This is a genomic window from Rhizobium yanglingense, assembly GCF_977109285.1.
On the sequence record NZ_CDSAWY010000005.1, the window covers coordinates 408,487 to 429,664 of the forward strand.

Below are 21,178 nucleotides of genomic sequence, written 5' to 3' on the forward strand. Positions count from 1 at the left end.
ACGCGGAAACTTTCGAGGCAGACAAGCATGATCATCTCACTCGACATCGGCGGTTCGGCGATCAAAGGCGGTATCGCCACGCTCGGAAACGGATATCGTTCCTATGGGTCGCCGTCCGACGCCCAAGGATGATTTTGCTGCTTTCGCCGAGACGATCCGCAGTTTCATAGCAGAGACCAGCGAAACACCTTCGTACCTTGCCTTCTCGATTGCCGGCGTCGTCGACCCGGATACGCAACGGCTGACATGCGCCAACATTCCCTGCATTCACAACCGCAGCCTTGCGGCTGATCTGGAGGCCGAACTTGGCTTTCCGGTCCTGATCGCCAACGACGCCGATTGCTTCGCGATGGCCGAAGCCGAACTCGGCGCCGGGCGCGGTCACCGCATCGTCTTCGGCGCGATCCTCGGCACTGGCGTCGGCGGCGGGCTCGTTTCCGACGGCCGGCTCGTCAACGCCTCGGGCGGTTTCGCCGGCGAATGGGGTCACGGCCCGAGTCCTCGCCTGCGAAGCCGGCAATCCGCCCGTGACAGATCCCAGCCCTTCCCTGCGGCTGCGGCCAGAAGGGCTGCGTCGATACAGTCGGCGGCGCCCGCGGCCTCGAGCGGCTTCACAAGACGCTGCACGACCTCGACTTCCCAAGCGAGGAAATCATCGCGCAATGGCAACGGGGTGAGGAAAAGGCGACGAGCACGATCGACGTCTATACCGATCTCGTCGCCTCGCCCTTGGCACTCACTGATCAATATCACCGGCGCGACCATCGTCCCGGTCGGCGGCGGACTTTCCAATGTCGAGCCGCTGCTTGCCGAACTCGACAAGGCCGTACGAGGCCGCACGCTGCGCAGGTTCGACCGGCCGCTGATCGTGCGCAGCGAATGCCGCTTAGAGCCGGGCCTCATCGGCGCGGCTCTTCTGGGCCTGAAAGCGGGAAGCGGCTTGAGAGCATTTTTTCGAGTGAGTTGACTGGAAAATGAAAATGGCGGGGCTTTCACCCGCCATTTTCACTCTGCTGCCAATGCCGGCGGATGATGGTCATCCGCCTCTTCCTGGTTGGCATTGGCATATTCGGTCTCCGTGTCCTTCGTCTTCGGCTCGCGGCCGAAGAAGAGGGCATAACCCGCTGGCAGCACGAGGATGGTCAGCACGGTCGCAACCAGAATGCCGCCCATCATCGCGTAGGCGAGCGGCCCCCAGAAGACACCGCGGGAGATCGGGATAAGGGCGAGAACTGCCGTCAGCGCCGTCAGCATGATCGGCCGGAAACGGCGCACGGCCGCACCCACGATCGCCTCCTGCCGGTCCATGCCCGCCTTGATATCCTGGTCGATCTGGTCGACGAGGATGATCGAGTTGCGGATGATGATGCCGAGCAGCGCAATCACGCCGAGGATCGCGACGAAGCCGAAGGGCGCGCCGCTGATCAGCAGTGCGGCAGAGGCACCGATGATGCCGAGCGGGCCGGTTGCGAGCACCAGCATCGCCTTGCCGAAATGCTGCAGCTGCGCCATCAGCAGCAGGACGATGACGACGAGCATGATCGGCGCCTTGGCGGCGATCGAAGCCTGACTTTCAGCGGCATCTTCCGCACCGCCCTGGATCTCGATCTTGTAGCCGGCAGGCAGGCTGTCGCGCAGGCCCTGCATGTCGGCATACATCTTCATCGCCACGTCATTCGGCTGGATGCCATCTGGCAGCGTCCCGCGGACGGTGATCGTCGGCAGGCGGTCACGCCGCCATTCGACGCCTTGTTCCATGACAGGGATGACCTTGGCGACCTGCGAGACCGGAACAAAACCTCCAAAGTCCGTCGGGACATAGACCGAATTGACCGCCGACAGCAGCGAACGGCTGGAATCCGGCTCCCGGGCCACGATCGAGACCGTCTCTTCGCCGTCGCGGAAGTCGTCAAGCGACGTGCCGGACGCGGCGGTCTGCAGCGTCTGGCGGACGCGCTGCGAAGTGACGCCGAGGGCGCGGGCACGGTCCTGGTCGATCACCAGCTTCATGGCCGGCACCGGCTCCAGCCAGTCGTCGTGGACGGCGCCGAGCTGCGGATTTTCGGCAAACTTCGCCTTCACCTGATCGGCGATATGGCGGACCTCCTGGCGATCCGGTCCCATGACGCGCATTTGCACGGGCCAACCCGTCGGCGGACCGAGGAAGAGACGGTCGACCTTGCCGCGGATCGACGGAAAATCGTCCGCAAGGATGCTGCGCAGCTTGACGATCAGCCGCTCGCGGGCGGGTTCATCATTTGCGATGATCAGGAACTGCGCGAAGTTTGGATTGCGAAGCTGCTGGTCGAGCGGCAAGAAGAAGCGCGGTGCGCCCTCGCCGATATAGGTGGCGATGAATTTCTTGTCCTTGTCATCCATCATCTTGGCTTCGAGCATCTTTGCCTGCGTCTCGACTTCCTTGATGCTGGTGCCTTCCGGCAGCCAGAGATCGACGAGAATTTCCGGACGCGAGGATTGCGGGAAGAAGTTCTGCGGAATGAACTGGAACGCCCAGAGACTCGTCGCGAAGGTGAAGAGCGTGGCAGCCAGCACGATGATGCGATGACGCACAGCCCATGCGACGGTGGTGCGCAGGCGGCGGTAAAAGCGCGTGTCGAAGACATCATGATGCTCGCCGGCGTGCTTGCGCTGCTTGAGGATCATGTAACCCAGCCACGGCGTGAAATAGACCGCGACGAACCACGAGACGACGAGCGCGATGCCGACCACATAGAAGAGCGAGCGCACATATTCGCCGGCCGTCGATTCTGCAAAGCCAACGGGAATGAAGCCTGCCGTGGTGATCAGCGTACCGGTCAGCATCGGAAAGGCGGTCGAGGAATAGGCGAAGCTCGCCGCCTCGATCTTCACGAGGCCCTCTTCCAGTTTTCGTTCCATCATCTCGACGACGATCATCGCATCGTCGACCAAAAGTCCAAGCGCAATAATGAGCGCGCCGAGCGAGATGCGCTGCAGGTCGATGCCGAGTTCGTACATGATGGCGAAGGTCGCAGCCAGCACAAGCGGAATCGCTATCGCGATGACAAGGCCCGATCGCCAGCCGATCGACAGGAACGAGACGATCAGCACGATGATAAGCGCTTCGCCAAGCGCATGCATGAATTCGCTGATGGCGTCGGTCACGACATCCGGCTGATTGGATATCTGGTCGACGGAAACGCCGTAGGGAAGAGATTCATCGAAGCGCTGATAGGTCGCTTCGACATCCTTGCCGACATCCGTGACCTTGAAGCCTTTGGCCATGACCACGCCGACCTGCACGCTTTCGTGCCCGTTGAAACGGTATTTGCGTTGATAGGGGTCTTCGAGCCCGGAGGTAACGGTGGCAATATCACCGAGACGGGTCACCTGGTTGCCGGAACGCAGGCGCAGTTCGCGAATATCCTCGGCCTTCTTCACATCGCCTTCGACGGAAATACGCACCGAACGCAGCCCGGTATCGACAGAGCCGGCAGGATCGACTGTGTTCTGGCCTTTGATGGCATTTTGCAGGTCGAGGATCGTAAGCCCTCGTTCGGCAAGCGCCTTGGAGGAAACGTCGACGTAGATCTTTTCCGGCTGGTCACCGATGATGACGGCCTTTTCGACGCCCCGCGTCGAAAGCAGCATGTCGCGCGCCTGGATCGCGAATTTCTTCAGTTCCGGATAGGAGTAGCCGTCGCCGCTGATCGAATGCAGTGTGATGAAGGTATCGCCGAATTCGTCATTGAAATAGGGCCCGAGCAGGCCTTCCGGCAGCTCGTTCGAAATATCGCCGACCTTCTTGCGCACCTGATAGAAAGCATCCGCCACTTCCGCGGAGTTGGTGTCGCCCTTCACCTGCAGCGTAATGATCGCGCTGCCGGCACGGGTGTACGAGCGAACGAAATCGAGGTGCGGCGTTTCCTGCAACTTGCGCTCGATCTTGTTGACGACCTGATCCTCCATTTCCTGGATCGAGGCGCCTGGCCACATAGCTTGCACGACCATGACACGGAAGGTGAAATCCGGATCTTCCTCTGCCCATGCGCATCAGTCCGAGCGCACCGGTGATGATGATCAAACCGAAGAGGAAGCGTGCAATGCTGGGATGACCGATTGCCCAGCGCGACAGATTGAAGGGGCGTTTCTCGGTGGTCGAGTTGTCCATGACAGTATTCCCTCTCCTGGACAGCAATTATCGAACGGTGCCGGCGGGCTCGGCGGAAGCCGACTGCTCGCCCGGCACCGAGACCTTCAGGTTCTCGGTCATGAATTGCGTTCCGGCAGCAACAACGAGATCCCCGCTCTTCAGGCCATCGGTGACGTTGACGCCGTCGCCGGTGAAATCACCGACGTGGATTTGGCGTGCGTGCACGGTTGCCGCGCCGCGGTCGACGACCCAGACGATCTTCTTCCCATCCTTCTCGGCAAGCGCGCTCAACGGCACTGCGACATAGGGATCGGAATTCGTAACATCCGCCTCGATCGTCGCCGTCATACCGAGCAGAACACGCTGATCATTTGGCAGGCTGACGCGGACGGAAAAGGTCCGGGACTGCTGATCGGCGCTTCCTGAGACTTCGCGCACCTTGCCGTCGAGCACCAGCTTGTCATCCGACCAGAAAGTTGCCTTCACCGTCTTGCCCGGCTTGAATTCGGCAATATCGTTTTCCGACACCGCGATCTGAACTTCCTTCTCGCCATCGATGGCAACGGCGACGACAGGCGTACCGGAGGCGACGACCTGACCCGTATCCGCACTGACTGCGGTCACGATGCCGTTCTGATCGGCCTTCAGATCCGTGTAACTCACCTGGTTCTTCGCCTGATCGAGCGAGGAGATCGCAGCATCGCGCGTCGAAACAGCTTGGTCATAGGAAAGCGAAGCCTGCTCGAGCTGCGATTTCGGTGTGGCATTCTTGTCAAAGAGCTGCCCGGCACGCTTGTTGGCGAGATCTGCCGTCTGCACGCCCTTCTCGGCCGCCGCCAAGTTGGCTTCAGCCGTCTTCACCGCGAGCTGATAATCCGTGGAGTCGATGCGCGCGAGCACATCCCCAGGCTTCACCCGATCGCCGATATTGACGAGTCGCTCCGTGATCTTGCCCGCAACTCGGAACCCGAGATTCATCTCGATGCGTGCTTTTACAGCGCCGGAATAGTCGAGGGCGCGCGTTTCGCCGGCCATGGCAATCTCCACGACCTTCACGGGGCGGACGATTTTTTTCGTCTCTGCCTTCTCCTCCTCGCTGCAGCCGGCAAGGCCGAGGCTGATGATGCCGACAAACGCGAAGCTGAAAACGGACGGCAGATTGCGTGTCTTGAGCGAAACCATCTTCGCACTCCTGATCGTTTCGTGTGTTTCTGACGGCCTGGCCATGCTGTTATTTCAATGCCTTGATCGAATACTCGATGAGTTCGTCAACCGTCGCGCGGTTGGTCTTGGCAAGACATTGCGCCACCATCTGCGGGTGGCAGAGCGTCACGGTGGCCGCACCGAAGCAGCGTGAAGCAACATTTGCATCTTGCTCGGCGAATTCCCCGGCTGCGATCCCTTCGCGGATCACGCCGGCGATCAGTTCTTGAATGCTGTCGATATGCCGTTCGATGACATGCCAGTCGCGTTCGATTGCGACGACGACCATCTCGTGCACCTTCTGTTCATCAAGCATGGTGTCTAGCGTCATCTGATACTGGCCATACACATATCGTCGCAGGCGCTCCGAGGCGCTGATCGGCAGGTGGCAGATGTCGTAGGCCTGCTTGTAACTGGCAGCCAGCATGCGGCCGCAGATCGCCTGGTGGATTTCCACTTTCGAGGCGAAGAAGCGGTAGATATTGGCCGGCGACATGCCGAGGTCACGGGCCACATCGGCAACCGTCGTCTTGCCGTAGCCATAGTGGCGGAACATCCGCTCTGCCGCATCCAGAATGCGCGTCACGTTTTCCTGGCGGGTACTGTCCGGTATGTTTTGTGCGGTGTCATTCATGCGTTTTCAGAAGCCTTACTTACGACTGACGAATTTTGAATTTCGTCAGTCGTAAAACATCAAGCATCATTTGTCAATATTCTGCCGCCGCCAAAAAAATGCCGCGGCATCGACTCGCGGCATTTAAAATCAATCATTGCGGAAATCAGTCCAGCTTGACCTCGAGTGTGATCGGCACGGCGGAAAGCGCCTTGGAAACCGGGCACCCCGCCTTCGCCTTATTGGCGAGCTCGGTGAACGCCGCCTGGTCGGCGCCGGGAACCTTGCCGGTCAGCGACAGATGGATCGCGGTGATCGCGAAGCCACCTTCGACGCTCTCGAGCGTTACCTTTGCCGTAGTCTCCATGTCTTCGGCCGTAAGCCCCGCATCGCTGAGAATCAACGACAGCGCCATGGTGAAGCAGCCGGCATGGGCCGCGCCGATCAGTTCTTCCGGATTGGTGCCTGGAATACCTTCGAAGCGGCTCGAAAAACCATAGGGATACTCCTTCAACGCGCCGCTCTGCGTCGATATCCGTCCCTTGCCGTCCCTGAGGCCGCCGGACCATTGAGCCGAACCTGTACGATTGATCTGCATGCCGTCCTCCTGTTTCGATTGGACTCATCCGGAAAGGACTTTTGCCGCTTCCCGCCGCAGAGAGGCCAAAGCCTCCCCGAACGGCAATATAAGGCTCTATCCGCAGAAGACGACAGCTATCAGAAAATCGGTCCCGTAGAAGACCTGTGGTCGCCTGACCGCGCGACAAATCATCATACCAGGAAATTGCCTTTGTATGATGATTGCAGTATAGGATTGTGTACATGCGCCGAGGAGGCGTCGCATGGAAAACCGAATTTCCACTAGGATTCGGTTTGCTTCGCAGGTGAGAGGCTTAGAGGTCAGTGGACTCCATCGAGCAGCAGGGTGAGGGCGAAAACCCGCGCGAGCGCCGCCCGCGCGTGCGCCGAAACGTCATGGCCTCGATCGCGCAGGATATCTGTTCCGACCGTTATCCGGCAGGCCTGCCGCTGCCGCGCGAAAACGACCTCTGCGAAATCTACGGCGTCAGCCGCACCGTCGTTCGCGAATCCCTGAAAATCCTGGAATCCAAAGGCCTCGTGCGCGGCAAGCCGCGTATCGGCACGACGGTCTGCGACAAGGACGACTGGAACATCCTCGATGCCGACGTGCTCGAATGGATGGGACGGCATATCGAGGATTTCGACCTGCTCGGCTGCATCCTCGAAGCCCGACGCACCATCGAGCCTGCGGCCGCCGAATACGCAGCCGCACGCGCAACGGCGCAGGAGATTGCCGATCTCGACAGCGCCTGGCGACAGATGCGCGATTGCGCCAACGATCCGGAAAGCTTCACCGATGCCGACATCATGTTCCATTCGGTGCTGCTAACCGCGAGCCACAACCAGGTGTTCCGGCGGCTTTCGAGCGCCATTCACGCCGCGGTGAAATATGCCCTGCACGCCTCGAATGTCGCGGTTAAAAACCGCAAGGACGCAGTTGCCGTTCACGGCGAACTGGTCGAGGCACTCAGGATGCGCGACCGTAAAAGGGCACGCGAATGCGCCAACCGGGTGCTGGATCTTGCAGTGCGCGATCTTGCAGCCGTCAAGAAGGCGGCCAGCAGAACCAAATCATGACTGGAAATGGCGGCCGAGCCGTAGAGCACCACGAGAAGAATGAGGCCTGAAGCGATGAAGATCACGAAACTGACCACCTATATCGTTCCGCCGCGCTGGTTGTTTTTGAAGGTCGAGACCGATGAGGGCGTTGTCGGCTGGGGCGAGCCGGTGGTCGAGGGCCGGGCTCTGACCGTGGAAGCCTGCGTGCACGAGCTTGCCGACTACCTGATCGGCAAGGATCCATTCCTGATCGAGGACCACTGGAACGTCATGTATCGCGGCGGCTTCTACCGCGGCGGCGCCATCCACATGAGCGCGCTTTCCGGCATCGACCAGGCGCTCTGGGACATCAAGGGCAAGGCCCTTGGCCAGCCGATCCATTCGCTGCTCGGCGGCCAGGTGCGCGACCGGATCAAGGTCTACAGCTGGATCGGCGGCGACCGCCCGTCGGACGTCGCGCGCAACGCCAAGGATGTCGTCGCGCGCGGCTTCAAGGCGATCAAGCTCAACGGCTGCGAGGAAATGCAGATCGTCGACACCAACGAGAAGGTCGAAAAGGCCGTCGAGACCATCGCCACCATCCGCGAGGCGATCGGCCCGCATATCGGTATCGGCGTCGATTTCCACGGCCGTGTCCACAAGCCGATGGCAAAGGTTCTGGCCAAGGAACTCGAGCCCTACAAACTGATGTTCATCGAAGAGCCGGTCCTTTCCGAAAACAGGGAAGCGCTGAAGGAGATCGCCAATCATTGCTCCACGCCGATCGCGTTGGGCGAGCGGCTCTACTCGCGCTGGGATTTCAAGTCAGTCCTTTCCGACGGCTATGTCGACATCCTCCAGCCGGACCTTTCGCATGCCGGCGGCATCACCGAGTGCCGCAAGATCGCGGCGATGGCGGAAGCCTATGATGTGGCGCTTGCCCCGCATTGCCCGCTCGGGCCGATCGCGCTTGCCGCATGCCTGCAGGTCGATGCGGTTTCCTACAACGCCTTCATCCAGGAACAGAGCCTCGGCATTCACTACAACCAGGGCAACGATATCCTGGACTACATCACCAACAAGGACGTCTTCAATTACGCCGACGGCTTTGTCAGCATTCCCCAAGGGCCGGGTCTCGGTGTGGAGGTCGATGAGGCCTATGTCATCGAGCGCGCCAAGCAGGGCCACCGCTGGCGCAATCCCATCTGGCGTCATGCCGACGGCAGCTTCGCCGAGTGGTGAGAACCAACAAGGGTCGCGTCGAGCGGCCCTTGTTGTTGCACCGTGTAGGAGGCAGCGCGCGCCATCCGTCATAGTGAAAGCTCACAGGAGGAGATTTCAGATGACCAGAGCAATCGCAGTGATCGTCGCACGCATTATCTTCAGCTTCATCTTCTTCATGGCGGCTGGCTTCAAGTTTGCCGACATGGGCGCCACGTCAACCTATATCGCCTCCGCCGGTTTTCCGATAGCCGGCTTCCTGGCATGGGTCGCGGCCTTCTTCGAGATGGCTTTGGCGCTAGCCTTGATAACCGGCCTCTTCTTTACGGAGGCAAGCCTGCTTGCCGGCACTTATGTCGTCTTCCTGGCATTCGCCTTTCATGGCCCGTCACGCTGGACGGATAACCAGGCGGAATTCGGCTTCTTTATCGACCACTTCAGCTTCTTCGCAGGACTTCTATTTGCCGCCGTGCACGGGCCGGAGAAGTGGGCGATCCGCCGCAGCCTGGTGAGACTTTAAGGCCGCAAGCCCGATAACTCGCCGCCGCGCCGGAACCATGCCCCCATTCGAACATTGCCCTAACGCAAAACCGAACGAGGGATTGGGAAATGGAACTTCAGGGAAGAACTGCGCTGGTCACCGGCGCGGGTTCCGGCATCGGAAAGGCGACCGCTCTAAAGTTCGCCGCAGAAGGCGCCAGGGTTGCCGTTTTGAGCCGCACCGGCCGCGAGGCGAAACAAACCCGCGACGAAATCCGCTCCGCAGGCGGGAAGGCGATCTCGCTGACGGCCGACACCAGCGACGAAGGCCTGATGCGCGACGCAATTGCAACGCTTCTCGGCAAGTTCGGAGGCATCGACATCGTCGTTGCCAATGCCGGCATCAATGGCGTCTGGGCGCCGATCGACGACCTGAAGCCGGAGGAGTGGGACAAGACCATGGCCGTCAACCTGCGCGGTACCTACCTCACCCTCCATCTCACCGTCCCGCATATGAAATCGAACGGCGGCTCCATCATCGTCGTCTCCTCGATCAACGGCACGCGAACCTTCACGACGCCTGGCGCGACCGCCTATACCGTCACGAAGGCCGGCCAGGTGGCGATGGTGCAGCAGCTGGCACTGGAACTCGGCAAGCACGGAATCCGCGTCAATGCCGTCTGCCCGGGCGCCATCGACACCAATATCAGCGATAATACCCGCAGCCGCCACCGCGAGGAGACGGAAATCCCGGTCGTCTGGCCGGACGGCGAAATTCCGATCAGCGGCGGCGAGGCAGGGCATAGCGCGGATGTCGCCGAAGCCATCCTCTTTCTTGCGACAGAGCGCTCGCGTCACATCACCGGCACACCGATCTGGATCGACGGCGGCCAAGGGCTGCTGCGCTAGGGTCAGCCGCCGAGCCGCGCAGTTTCCAGCGTATAAAGCTCCTGCGGCCGCTTGACGCCGCGCAGCGCATAACGGCCGATGCAGGCAAGGCGGCTGCGCTGAGCCTCGGGAATAGCAGCTGCAAAATCCGATGACATCAGTACGTTGAGATCGACCGACCGGCATATCGACGCGATGCGGCTGACCTCGTTGACCGCCGGACCAATGACCGTGAAGTCCAGCCGTTCCTGGCTGCCGATATTGCCGTAGAAGACATCACCGATATGCAGACCGAGATAAACGTCGGTCGTCGGCCTGCCATCGGCGGCGCGCTCTTGATTGAGCGTCGAAAGCCTCTTGCGCAACAGACCCTCGGCGCGCAATGCCGCGCGGCACGCTTCGGATTGCTCCTCATCCTTGAAAATCGCAAGCACGCCGTCGCCGATGAGCTTCAACACGTCGCCACCTGCCTCATGAATCGCGGAAATTACCACTTCGCTATAGGCGTTGAGCAGCGGCAGAATTTCTTCCGGCGGCGCGCTATCCGATATCTTAGTGTAATTCAGAAGATCCGAAAACCAGAGTGCCGCCGAAATCCGCTCGGACTTGCCGCGCGTGATCTTGCCCTCCAGCACCTGCTTCGCTGCATCCTCGCCTAGATAGACCTCGGCGATCGTGCGCGCGATGCGGCCGAGCGCGATGCACTTGATTGCCAGCGCCAGGACCGGCACCAGCTTGCGCAGGATGGCGAGGTCGTGGTCGCAAAAGCCTTGCGGATGCCGGGTGGTAAAATGCGAGAAAAAGCAATCCATCTCGCCGATCGTACCAGCTTTGGCGAAGCGATGTACCATGGCGACGAAATCGGTATGGCCCGCTTCGGCCATCTCGTCGAGCATGACGAAATCCGTCGGGTCGCCGAAGCCGATGCGGCGGCGCACCTCGCTCTCTTTGCCGGACCAGAGATAGTAGAAGGCCGAACGCTGCCAGTTATCCCGCGCACTGCCTTCGCCGGTCGGACCGTATTCGAATTCGGTCTCTATGTCCTCCTGGCTGTCCCACCGGAAGGCACGGCCCTCATGCACCGGGTGCAGTGTATCCATAAGCGCCATGCCGCGATCGAGCGGCAGGCCGAATTCGCGGCAGGAATTGCAAAAGCCGGTCAAAAGCTCGGCTTCGGAGGCACCCTTCAATCCCTGTTCCGTCAGCCATGCGGCCACCGTTCCGACGTCGCTGTATTCCATTTCGCCGATCCTCACTGTTGAAACCTGTACCCCGATTTCGCCGGCAAAGGAAAGACAAACTCAGCCAGGTACGGGCATATTGTAAGGTGTCACGATTTCGACGGTCGACAGCGAAGGCGCCGCGGGATGGCCCGAAAGCTGGCGGCCGATGATGGTCCGGAAGGCAGAGCGGGCGTCCATGCGCAAGTCGTGATGCAGCACGAAGCCGATCTTATGCGCAGCAAGCAGAGCCCGGTTATCGGCATCGAGATCATGAGCGACGAAGATCAGGATCCGCCGCTGCATCGCCTCGAAGGCCGCCAGAACCGCCTTGTTGCCGCCGCCGATCGAATAGACGGCATTGATCGCCGGATCGTCTGCGATGGCGCGTGCCGTCTGCGTACCGGTCGCCGCATCGGTTCCGTGTCCCTCGCTGATTTCTGTAATGCCGATCTGCGGATAGCGGTCCCGGATGAGGCGGCGAAAGCCGATCTCCCGCTCTTCTTCGCCACGAAAGCGGCCGCTCGACAATGTCACCAGCACCTGGCCGGGAGCGCCGGAAAAGCGCTCGCCAATCAGATAGGCAGCCGTCTGTCCCGCTGCCCGGTTGTCTGCGCCCGCGTAAGCGGCGCGCAGCGAATTCGGCAGGTCCGTCACCAATGTGACAACGGGAATGCCCGCTTCGTCCGCGCGCGCTACGGCCGCGACGATCTCGGGGACATCGGGCGCCTTCAGCACGATCCCATGCGTTCCGCGAAGCCTGATGCGGTCGAGAAGCAGGACCAGCTCGGCGGGCTTCATCACCTCGGCAAAATGGAAGCGGCAGCGGAAAACCGTCGGCAGGAATGTCGCAACCTCGGCCTCGAACGCCGCCCGCACGGCAGTGCTGAAACGGTCCGGCGTCTCCATGACGATATCGATCGCGAACTTTCGTCCCGCGGTCTCGGCGCCGGTCTGCTGCTTCTCGAGTTCACCGATGGCAGCCCTGACACGCATCTCGGTCTGGCGCCGTACGCCGCCTCGTCCATTCAAGACGCGATCGACTGTTGCGGTACTCAACCCCGCTTGAAAGGCAATATCCTTGACGAGGAATATATGCGCCATGCCCACACTGATGGTTTTTTGATGGATTTCTGATCTATAACACACTCATCCTCGGCGTATAGTGCCATCATCAGAGATGGAGGAGCCGCCTGATGAAAACCGATAACCCACAGAAATTCCGTGCCGATCGTGTCTGGCTGACCGAGGATGCCTGCGATCTCGGCGATTTTCGTGCACTCGCCGAGAAGACCACGTTGCTCGCCGACTATCCGACGGCCGACAGGATCGACAAGAACGTGCTGATCTACGAGAGCCACAAGGTTATCGCCGCGATCGCCGATCCGCATGGCCGCCGCGCCGTTCTCGCCGAGATATGCGAAGCTTTCGGCGAAGGTCCGGGCGTGGTCGTCTTCAAGCACGCCTATGAGGACACGAGCGTTATCGATCGCGCCAGCAGGATCTTCGATGACCTTATCGAGGAGCAGCATCGCACCTCGACCGCCGGCGGCGACCATTTCGCCAAGCCCGGCGCCAATGACCGCATCTGGAATTCGTTGGAAAAGCATTGTCTCGCTGATCCGGCAAATTTCGCTAAATATTACGGCAGTGCCATTGTCGCCATCGCCAGCGAAGCCTGGCTCGGACCGTGCTACCAGATGACGGCCCAGGTCAACCGCGTAAACCCGGGCGGTGCAGCGCAATCCGCCCACCGCGACTATCACCTCGGCTTCCAGGCTTCGAAAGTAATCGAGCAGTTCCCGGCGCATGTGCACCGGCTTTCTCCAGTGCTGACGTTGCAGGGCGCGGTCGCGCATTGCGACATGCCGCTCGAAAGCGGGCCGACGCTCTTCCTGCCACACAGCCAGACCTATGTGCCCGGCTACCTCGCGTTGAAACGGCAGGAGTTCAGGGACTATTTCGAGGAAAACCACGTCCAGCTGCCGCTCGAAAAGGGCGATGTGGTCTTCTTCAATCCCGCCCTTTTCCATGCCGCAGGCACCAACCGCTCGGCAAATATCAGGCGTGTCGCCAATCTTCTGCAGGTGTCGTCCGCCTTCGGCCGCGCGATGGAAACGGTAAACCGTGAACGGATGAGCGCGAAGCTGTTCCCGGCTCTAAAGGCGCTGAAGGGCAGGCTCTCCGACGCAGAAATCGCGAATGCCGTGGCCGCTTGCGCCGAGGGATACTCCTTCCCCACCAATCTTGACCGTGACCCGCCCCTCGGCGGCCTTGCCCCGAAGACGCAATCGCAGCTCATGCATGAGGCGTTGAGGCAAGGCTGGAGCGACGAGGCATTGGTGACGGCGCTGGCCGAACAGGCCGAGAGGAAGTTGAGCTAGGGAGGTTAGGCCGGAGCAAGCCTAACCTTCATCCGATCCTCCGGGCAAACCATCGTCGGCACGTTTCTCCCGCCGAGGAGAAGGTGCCTGCAGGCGGATGAGGGGCGAGCGTCCGCACTGACAGCAAACGAGGCCCTCGCCCAACGGGCGGCCATTCGCATATCATCGCCACACATCAAGGGAGGAACCACATGACCACAGACCATGGCCGTTTCGACGGCAAGATCGCGATCGTCACCGGCGGCACGCAGGGGCTCGGCGCGACGATCGCCCGGCTCTTTGCGGAACGCGGCGCAAAAGGCATCGTTATCTGCGGCCGCAATGAACAGAAGGGCAAGGCGAATGCGGAGGAGATCTCATCGAGAACCGGCTCCAAGGTCGTCTATGTCAAAGCCAATCTCGGCACGGTCGAGGACGCGCGCAATGTCGTCCATGTCTGCGACCAGACCTTCGGCCGCGTCGATGCGCTGGTGAACGCAGCGGCGATTACCGATCGCGGAACGATCCTCGATACAAGCCCGGAACTCTTCGACGCCATGTTCGCCGTCAATGTCCGCGCGCCATTCTTTCTGATGCAGGAAACCGTCAAGGTCATGCGTCGCGAGAAAATCGAGGGCACGATCGTCAATATCGGCTCGATGTCTGCCAAGGCCGGCCAGCCCTTTATTGCCGCCTATTGCGCATCGAAGGGTGCGCTGGAAACATTGACGAAGAACACGGCCTATGCGCTGCTTCGAAACCGTATCCGCGTCAACGGTCTCAATATCGGCTGGATGGCGTCGGAGGGCGAGGACCGCATCCAGAGAGAATATCACGACGCGTCCGACGACTGGCTGGCGAAGGCCGCGGCAAGCCAGCCCTTCGGCCGCCTCGTCGATCCGGAAGAAGTTGCCCGCGCCTGCGCCTATCTCTCGTCTGCCGAATCCGGCCTGATGACTGGCTCGGTCATCTGCTTCGACCAGTCGATATGGGGCGCATATGACGGATCACCGCATCCGGCGGCAGCCCTTTGAAAAATCGCCAGAGCCCGGCGCATTTGCCGCACCGGGCTCTGGCACGCATCGCCGTTTATGTTTACGAAGAACGTCATATCGCTTTGGGGAGGAGCCAATCAGTGTCGCAAGATATCCTCTATGACATTCGAGACGACCGCTTCCGCAGCCTGATTGCGGGAAGCGCCAGACTGGAGGAACTTTATAGCGGCTGCCGCTGGGCGGAAGGCCCTGTCTGGTTCTCTGATCTCAATTGCCTGATCTGGAGCGATATCCCGAACGAGCGTATGCTGCGCTGGGTGCCGGATGGCGGCGTCTCGGTCTTCCGTTCGCCATCGAATTACGTCAACGGCAACACCCGTGATCGTCAGGGGCGCCTGATCTCCTGCGAACACGGCGGCCGTCGCGTCACGCGTACGGAGCCCGACGGCAAGATCACGGTGCTGGCCGACAGCTATCAGGGCAAGCGTCTCAACTCGCCAAACGACGTCGTCGTCGCGTCCGACGGCTCGATCTGGTTCACGGACCCGAGCTACGGCATCAAATCGGACTACGAGGGCCACAAGTCGGAGCCGGAACAGGAGACGCGCAACGTCTACCGCATCGATGCGCAGAGCGGCGTGGTTGAAGCGGTGGTTACCGACTTCATCCAGCCGAATGGCCTTGCTTTCACTTCCGACGAAAAGCAGCTCTACATTGCCGATTCCGGCTCCGCCGATCATGACGTGCCGCGCCATATCCGCGCCTTCGACGTCATCGACGGCAAGAAGCTCGCCAATAGCCGTTATTTCTGCTCACTCGACAACGGCATACCGGATGGCTTCCGCTTCGACACCAGCGGAAATCTCTGGAGCAGCGCCGCCGATGGCGTGCATTGCTTCGCCCCGGACGGTACCTTGCTCGGCAAGATCAAGGTGCCGCAGACCGTCTCAAACGTCACCTTCGGTGGCCAGAAGAAAAACCGCCTGTTTATCACCGCAACACAGTCGCTCTATTCAATCTACACGGCGACGAATGGCGCACAGTATCCGTAAGCGGCTTTGCCGGCCGCGCCAATCAGACATGCTTTAAAGAGGAGTCCGGGATGCGGTCCGTCGTCTCGTTCAATGAATCCTGGAGTTTCCACGAAGGCTTCGGCCAGCAGTTTCTCGACGCTTTCGACGGCATGACGAGCGTCAGCCTGCCGCACACCGCCGTCGAGCTGCCCTTCAACTATTTCGACGAGAAGCGCTATCAGCGCGCCTTTACTTATCAGAAAGTCTTGCGCTGGCTGCCCGAATTCGAAGGCCGCGAAGTATCGATCGTCTTCGATGGCGCCATGGCCGATAGCGTCGTCTACCTGAACGGCGAAGAGATCATCGCTCATAAGGACGGCTACACGCCCTTCGAGGCCCGCCTCACCGGCAAGCTTGTTAAGGGCGACAACCTGATCACCGTGAAGGTTGACGGCAGCGAGAACCCCGCAATCCCGCCCTTTGGGGGCCGTATCGATTACCTCACTTATGCCGGCATCTATCGCGATGTCTGGCTTAAAGTCACCGACGCGGTTTCGATCGCGCAACATCAAGATCGAAACCGCAAATGTACTCTCCGACGTCAAATCCGTTCGCGTCCGCTGCGATCTCGCCAACCCGCAAAATGCCGCGTTTCTTGGCACCGTTGCGGCTTCGCTGAAGGACACATCCGGCACCGTCATCGCGACCGCGAGCGGCGATACGACGGGCGAAGACGTGACGCTTTCCTTCGAAGGCCTTACAGACATTTCGCTTTGGGACCTTTCCAGCCCCGCGCGCTATGAAATCACCGTCGACCTGAAAACCAGCCACGGCTCGGATCGGCTGTCGTCGCATTTCGGCTTCCGCACCGCCGAGTTCACGCCGGATGGTTTTCTGCTTAACGGCAAGCCGCTGAAACTGCGCGGCCTGAACCGCCACCAGGCATTTCCTCTATGTCGGCTACGCGGCCGGGCGCTCGGCGCAGGAGCGTGATGCCGATATCATGAAATCGGTGCTGAAGTGCAATATCGTCCGCACCTCGCACTATCCGCAGTCGAAATGGTTCCTGGACCAGTGCGACCGCATCGGTCTGCTGGTTTTCGAGGAGATCCCCGGCTGGCAGCATATCGGCGACGTCGAATGGCAGCAGGAGTCGATCCGCAACGTCCGCCGCATGATCGAACGCGACTGGAACCACCCGTCGATCGTCATATGGGGCGTGCGCATCAACGAATCGCAGGATAGCCACGACTTCTACGCCGAAACCAACCGGCTCGCTCGCGAGCTCGACCCGACCCGCAACACCGGCGGCGTGCGCTACATCACGGAAAGCGAGTTGCTCGAAGACGTCTACACGATGAACGATTTCATCCTCGGCAACGAGGAACTGCCCGGCGCCAATCGCCCACGCACGGCGCTTCGCAGCCAGCAGGAAAACACCGGTCTTGATCGAAAGGTGCCGTACCTCATCACCGAGTTCAATGGCCACATGCATCCGACTAAGATCTACGACCAGGAGGCAGCGCCAGGCAGAGCATGTGCGTCGTCACCTTGAGGTGCTGAACGCCGCCTATGGCGATCCGGAAATCTCCGGCGCGATCGGCTGGTGCATGTTCGACTACAACACCCACAAGGATTTCGGCTCCGGCGACCGCATCTGCTATCACGGTGTGCTCGACATGTTCCGCGAGCCGAAATTCGCCGCCTTATGCCTATGCCAGCCAGTGCGATCCGTCTGACGAGATCGTCATGAAGCCGGTGACCTTCTGGGCGCGCGGGGAGCGCAACATCGGCGGCGTTCTGCCTCTGATCATTCTTACGAACTGCGACGAGGTCGAGCTGAAATACGGCTCGATCACCAAGCGCGTCGGTCCGGATCGTGAAAATTTCCCACACCTACCCCACCCGCCCGTCGTGCTGGACCATCGGCATTTCACGAGCCGATGAGCTTGGCACCTGGGGTTTTGAGTGGCTCGACGGCGAGCTTTACGGGTTATATCGACAGCCAGCCCGTAGCCAGATCTGCGGCTTGCTCGCCGATCCGCTGCCGACGACGCTCGACGTGGTGGCCGACAGCGGATCGCTGAAAGCCCGCGAGCGCGACACGACGCGCGTCATCATTCGCGCGCTGGACCAATATGGCCAGCGACTTGCCTTTCTGCATGATAGCGTGACACTGCGCGTCGATGGTCCGGCCAAGATCGTCGGCCCCTCTACCATTCCGCTGCAGGGCGGCACGGCTGGCTTCTGGCTGGAAGCAACCGGCCTCACCGGCAACATTACGGTCGAGGCAGTCTCGTCCCGCTTTGCACCTGTCACCCTGCATGTAACGGCCGTCTGACGGACGCTATGCGATCCGGAGCTGGCTCTCCGGATCGAAGAACACCGCCTTGTCGAGATTGAAGGCAAGGCGCGTGCTCTGACCAGGCTGAATACCGGCATCGGCGCGCAGCCGCGCAATGACCGACTTGCCGCCGAGCTTCGTCACGGCGAAAGTGTCCGAGCCTGCGGGCTCGACCACCTCGATCGCACAGTCGCCTTCCACCAGCGACTTTGCCTTGCGGTCGGCGCCGTCCGGATCGGTCAGCGCTTCCGGGCGAATGCCGAAGATCACCTTCTTGCCGGCATAGGAGGCCAGGCTGTCGCTTGCGCCCGGAACCGGCAGCTTTAAGGCTTCGGCGTTCGGCCGGTCGAGTGAAACCTGCAGGCCGCCGGCGCTGTTTTCCAGCGTCGCGTTGAGGAGATTCATCGCCGGCGATCCCATGAAGTCGGCAACGAAGATATTGGACGGGCTATTGTAGATTTCGGCGGGCGTGCCGAACTGCTGCAGCACGCCATCCTTCAGTACGGCGATCTTGGTTGCCAGCGTCATCGCCTCGATCTGGTCGTGCGTGACATAGACGATCGTCGTTTTCATACGCTGATGCAGGCGCTTGATCTCGGTACGCATATCGACGCGCAGCTTGGCATCCAGGTTCGACAGCGGCTCGTCGAAGAGGAAGACCTGCGGATTGCGCACCAGCGCGCGGCCCATCGCAACGCGCTGGCGCTGACCGCCCGAAAGCTGGCTTGGCTTGCGGTCGAGCAGATGGCCGATCTGCAGCATGTCGGCCACTTCCTTGATCGCCTTTGCGCGCGCGTCCTTCGGCACGCCGCGGATTTCCATGCCGAAGGCGATGTTCCCCGCGACCGTCATGTTCGGATAGAGCGCGTAGGACTGGAACACCATGGCAATGTCGCGCTTGAGAGGGATGCCAAGCCCGTCGACCGGTGCGGCCGTCGATGCGCGATGTCGCCGGAGGTGATCGGCTCAAGGCCGGCGATGGTGTTGAGCAAGCGTGGACTTGCCGCAGCCGGACGGGCCGACGAGCACGAGGAATCCGCCTTTCTCGAGCTCCATATCGATGCCCTTGAGGATGTCGAGCGGCGCCGTAGCGTTTTGCGCAGGCCGGAGATTTCGAGGAAACGGCATGAGGCTACCCCTTGACGGCGCCGGCCATCAGGCCGCGCACGAAATAGCGGCCGGCGAGCGACGTAGACGACAAGCGTGGGCACGGCGGCGAGGCATCGCAGCCGGCGCATGTTGAACATTGTATTCGTCCACGCCGGTCGAGGTGACGACACGAGGTTGTTGAGCGCCACCGTCATCGGCGTGGATTCACCGGTGCCGGCATACGGCGCAAGCCGAACAGGAAGTCGTTCCAGATATTGGTGAACTGGCAGATGACGGATGACGACGATGATCGGCGCCGAAGTCGGCAGCAGGATGCGCCGGAAGATCTGGAAGAAGCTGGCGCCGTCGACCTGCGCCGCGCTGCACCAGCTCGGTCGGAAAGGCCTCGTAGATAGTTGCGGAAGATAGAGCGTCGTGAAGCCGAGGCCGTAGATCGACATGCACGAAGACCAGATTGACGGTCGGATTGCCGAAGCCGAAGCTCATGCCCGTGGCGTTTTGGAGCGTGGCACCGAAGCGGCCGAGTGCGCCGAGGATGCGTCGCCATCGGGAGCAGCACCGATCTGGAACGGGATGAAGCAGGCAAAGCAGCAGCAGCCCGAATGCAAGCTGTATCGATCCGGGAAAGCGCCATTTGGTGAGCACATAGCCGTTGAGCGCGCCCATGATGGTGGAGATCGCGACCGCCGGTACGACCATGTGGATCGAGTTGCATGAAGATAGGGCCTTGAGGCCGGCGCAGGTCAGGCCGTACGCCGGTCTGCGCCGTCGACCAGGCGCGATACCCAAGGCTCGACGGTCGGCAAACCTGCGGCAATGCTCAGCATGCCGCCGCTGGCTGGATCTCGTCCAGCGGTCTTGAAGCGAGGTGACCAGCATCACGAAGAGGGGCAGCAGGTAATAGGATCGACGAAGAGGACCAGCAGGCCGCAGATGACGGTGCGAGCGATCCACCGGCGGCCATTGCCTGCCTTGCGGACATGGCAGTTGCTGCGGATTGGGATGCTGCTCATCGCGCTGTTGCTCCCGCGAGCTTCGGAGTAGAGATAGGGAACGATGATCGCCGAAGATCGTCGCCAGCATGATGATCGCCGCTCGCGCGAACCGACAGCCATTTCGAATTGCGGGTGAAGGTGTAGGCATACATGAAGGTCGCGAAGGCAGCTCCGTCGCCGAGCCACCGGGCCCGCCGCTCAGTCAGGGCGACGACCAGGTCGTAGGCCTTGATCGCCAGATGGGCGAGCACGACGAAGGCCGACAGGAAGCACCGGCCGCAGCAGCGGAATGATGATGCGCCGGTAGAGCGTCGACCGGTCGTGGCGCCGTCGACTCTGGGCGGCCTTGATGATCTCGCCGTCGACGCCGCGCAGGCCGGCGAGGAACATCGCCATGACGAAGCCGGAAGCCTGCCAGACGGCGGCGATGACGACCGCAGTAGATCGACGTAAGTCCTTCGATCCTTGATCCAGATCGAAGTGAGAAGCTCGTCCCATCCCCAGTGATGCATGGTGTCTGCTCAAGGCCGAGGCCGGGATCGAGGAACCACTTCCAGGCCGCGCCGGTGACGATGAAGGAAAGCGCCATGGGATAGAGGTAGATCGGCCGGATAAAGCCTTCGCCGCGGATCTTCTGGTCGAGCAGGATCGCTAGGAACAGGCCAAGCACTGAGACAGATGACGATGTAGAGCGAGGCGAAGATTCGCGAGATTGCTGATCGAGGCGTACCAGCCACGGCAGATGCGGTCTCAAACGTCCAGCGCCAGAGCCTCTGGTAGTTGCATAAGTCCCGACGAGCATTGTAGGAAGGCAGCATCTTGCTGTCGGTCAAGCGAAAGATAGCCGGTATAAGCGATGAAGCCATAAACGAAGATCACGGACGATGACGAAGCTCGGCGCGAGCACCAGTCTCGGGCAATACTTCCTGCAAGCGGGTGCGGACTGGAATTGCCAATTTTGCGTTCGGGCATCAGCGTCGA

Annotated in this window: 12 protein-coding genes and 6 pseudogenes; 9 read left to right on the forward strand and 9 right to left on the reverse strand. The window is 60.9% G+C overall.

All coding sequences use genetic code 11. The features are described 5' to 3' along the window. Positions 1-27 precede the first annotated feature (27 nt). Positions 28-967: pseudogene (locus ACW4PC_RS11620) on the forward strand (ROK family protein). 38 nt (positions 968-1,005) lie between these two features. Here the strand turns inward: ACW4PC_RS11620 and ACW4PC_RS11625 are convergent. From ACW4PC_RS11625 to ACW4PC_RS11640, 4 genes and pseudogenes are all read right to left on the reverse strand, one after another. After that, positions 1,006-4,150 (reverse strand): annotated as a pseudogene (locus tag ACW4PC_RS11625) (efflux RND transporter permease subunit). A 27-nt stretch (positions 4,151-4,177) separates the two neighbouring features. Beyond that, positions 4,178-5,314 carry an efflux RND transporter periplasmic adaptor subunit gene (locus tag ACW4PC_RS11630; RefSeq protein ID WP_455873921.1) on the reverse strand — a complete coding sequence of 379 codons (1,137 nt, stop codon included), beginning with the start codon at positions 5,312-5,314 and terminating at the stop codon, positions 4,178-4,180. A 49-nt stretch (positions 5,315-5,363) separates the two neighbouring features. After that, positions 5,364-5,969, reverse strand: a complete 606-nt coding sequence (locus ACW4PC_RS11635) for a TetR family transcriptional regulator (protein ID WP_455873922.1) — start codon at positions 5,967-5,969, stop codon at positions 5,364-5,366. A gap of 145 nt (positions 5,970-6,114) precedes the next feature. Further along, positions 6,115-6,546 carry an OsmC family protein gene (locus ACW4PC_RS11640; RefSeq protein WP_455873923.1) on the reverse strand — a complete coding sequence of 144 codons (432 nt, stop codon included), beginning with the start codon at positions 6,544-6,546 and terminating at the stop codon, positions 6,115-6,117. Between the two features lie 305 nt (positions 6,547-6,851). Here ACW4PC_RS11640 and ACW4PC_RS11645 point away from each other — a divergent pair, with 305 nt between their 5' ends. From ACW4PC_RS11645 to ACW4PC_RS11660, 4 genes are all read left to right on the forward strand, one after another. After that, entirely contained in the window at positions 6,852-7,607 is a 756-nt protein-coding gene (locus ACW4PC_RS11645; RefSeq protein ID WP_455873924.1) for a FadR/GntR family transcriptional regulator, read from the forward strand. A gap of 54 nt (positions 7,608-7,661) precedes the next feature. Further along, entirely contained in the window at positions 7,662-8,810 is a 1,149-nt protein-coding gene (dgoD, locus tag ACW4PC_RS11650; RefSeq protein WP_455873925.1) for a galactonate dehydratase, read from the forward strand. 100 nt (positions 8,811-8,910) lie between these two features. Continuing rightward, positions 8,911-9,309, forward strand: coding sequence for a DoxX family protein (locus ACW4PC_RS11655; RefSeq protein WP_455873926.1), 399 nt, complete (start codon positions 8,911-8,913; stop codon positions 9,307-9,309). 89 nt (positions 9,310-9,398) lie between these two features. Beyond that, positions 9,399-10,178: an SDR family oxidoreductase gene (locus tag ACW4PC_RS11660; RefSeq protein WP_455873927.1), complete on the forward strand. Its 780-nt coding sequence runs from the start codon at positions 9,399-9,401 to the stop codon at positions 10,176-10,178. Positions 10,179-10,180: 2 nt separating this feature from the next. Here the strand turns inward: ACW4PC_RS11660 and ACW4PC_RS11665 are convergent, their stop codons facing one another. Both ACW4PC_RS11665 and ACW4PC_RS11670 read right to left on the reverse strand, forming a co-directional pair. Beyond that, on the reverse strand, positions 10,181-11,398 hold the full coding sequence (locus ACW4PC_RS11665; protein ID WP_455873928.1) for an adenylate/guanylate cyclase domain-containing protein: 1,218 nt from the start codon (positions 11,396-11,398) through the stop codon (positions 10,181-10,183). Between the two features lie 60 nt (positions 11,399-11,458). Continuing rightward, entirely contained in the window at positions 11,459-12,481 is a 1,023-nt protein-coding gene (locus ACW4PC_RS11670) for a LacI family DNA-binding transcriptional regulator (RefSeq protein ID WP_455873929.1), read from the reverse strand. A 92-nt stretch (positions 12,482-12,573) separates the two neighbouring features. Between ACW4PC_RS11670 and ACW4PC_RS11675 the strand changes: the two genes are divergently transcribed. The 4 genes and pseudogenes from ACW4PC_RS11675 (at position 12,574) to ACW4PC_RS11690 (ending at position 18,089) form a co-directional block, all read left to right on the forward strand. Beyond that, on the forward strand, positions 12,574-13,761 hold the full coding sequence (locus ACW4PC_RS11675) for a phytanoyl-CoA dioxygenase family protein (protein WP_455873930.1): 1,188 nt from the start codon (positions 12,574-12,576) through the stop codon (positions 13,759-13,761). 191 nt (positions 13,762-13,952) lie between these two features. After that, positions 13,953-14,774, forward strand: a complete 822-nt coding sequence (locus ACW4PC_RS11680) for an SDR family oxidoreductase (RefSeq protein WP_455873931.1) — start codon at positions 13,953-13,955, stop codon at positions 14,772-14,774. A 101-nt stretch (positions 14,775-14,875) separates the two neighbouring features. Next, on the forward strand, positions 14,876-15,787 hold the full coding sequence (locus tag ACW4PC_RS11685; protein WP_455873932.1) for an SMP-30/gluconolactonase/LRE family protein: 912 nt from the start codon (positions 14,876-14,878) through the stop codon (positions 15,785-15,787). Positions 15,788-15,837: 50 nt separating this feature from the next. Continuing rightward, a pseudogene (locus ACW4PC_RS11690) lies at positions 15,838-18,089 on the forward strand (glycoside hydrolase family 2 TIM barrel-domain containing protein). A 6-nt stretch (positions 18,090-18,095) separates the two neighbouring features. On the opposite strand, the pseudogene ACW4PC_RS11695 reads toward ACW4PC_RS11690, so the two are convergent. From ACW4PC_RS11695 to ACW4PC_RS11705, 3 pseudogenes are all read right to left on the reverse strand, one after another. After that, positions 18,096-19,204, reverse strand: a pseudogene (locus tag ACW4PC_RS11695) (ABC transporter ATP-binding protein). A 20-nt stretch (positions 19,205-19,224) separates the two neighbouring features. Further along, positions 19,225-20,215, reverse strand: a pseudogene (locus ACW4PC_RS11700) (carbohydrate ABC transporter permease). Further along, a pseudogene (locus ACW4PC_RS11705) lies at positions 20,216-21,107 on the reverse strand (carbohydrate ABC transporter permease); the annotation flags it as partial. Positions 21,108-21,178 lie beyond the last annotated feature (71 nt).

What these genes read in the sequence shown, in the direction of transcription:
- ACW4PC_RS11640 (WP_455873923.1), bottom strand. Translation starts at nt 6,546, where the DNA reads ATGCAGATCAATCGTACAGGTTCGGCTCAATGGTCCGGCGGCCTCAGG.
- ACW4PC_RS11655 (WP_455873926.1), top strand. Translation starts at nt 8,911, where the DNA reads ATGACCAGAGCAATCGCAGTGATCGTCGCACGCATTATCTTCAGCTTC.
- ACW4PC_RS11675 (WP_455873930.1), top strand. Translation starts at nt 12,574, where the DNA reads ATGAAAACCGATAACCCACAGAAATTCCGTGCCGATCGTGTCTGGCTG.
- ACW4PC_RS11680 (WP_455873931.1), top strand. Translation starts at nt 13,953, where the DNA reads ATGACCACAGACCATGGCCGTTTCGACGGCAAGATCGCGATCGTCACC.
- ACW4PC_RS11665 (WP_455873928.1), bottom strand. Translation starts at nt 11,398, where the DNA reads ATGGAATACAGCGACGTCGGAACGGTGGCCGCATGGCTGACGGAACAG.
- ACW4PC_RS11660 (WP_455873927.1), top strand. Translation starts at nt 9,399, where the DNA reads ATGGAACTTCAGGGAAGAACTGCGCTGGTCACCGGCGCGGGTTCCGGC.
- ACW4PC_RS11630 (WP_455873921.1), bottom strand. Translation starts at nt 5,314, where the DNA reads ATGGTTTCGCTCAAGACACGCAATCTGCCGTCCGTTTTCAGCTTCGCG.
- ACW4PC_RS11635 (WP_455873922.1), bottom strand. Translation starts at nt 5,969, where the DNA reads ATGAATGACACCGCACAAAACATACCGGACAGTACCCGCCAGGAAAAC.
- dgoD (WP_455873925.1), top strand. Translation starts at nt 7,662, where the DNA reads ATGAAGATCACGAAACTGACCACCTATATCGTTCCGCCGCGCTGGTTG.
- ACW4PC_RS11670 (WP_455873929.1), bottom strand. Translation starts at nt 12,481, where the DNA reads ATGGCGCATATATTCCTCGTCAAGGATATTGCCTTTCAAGCGGGGTTG.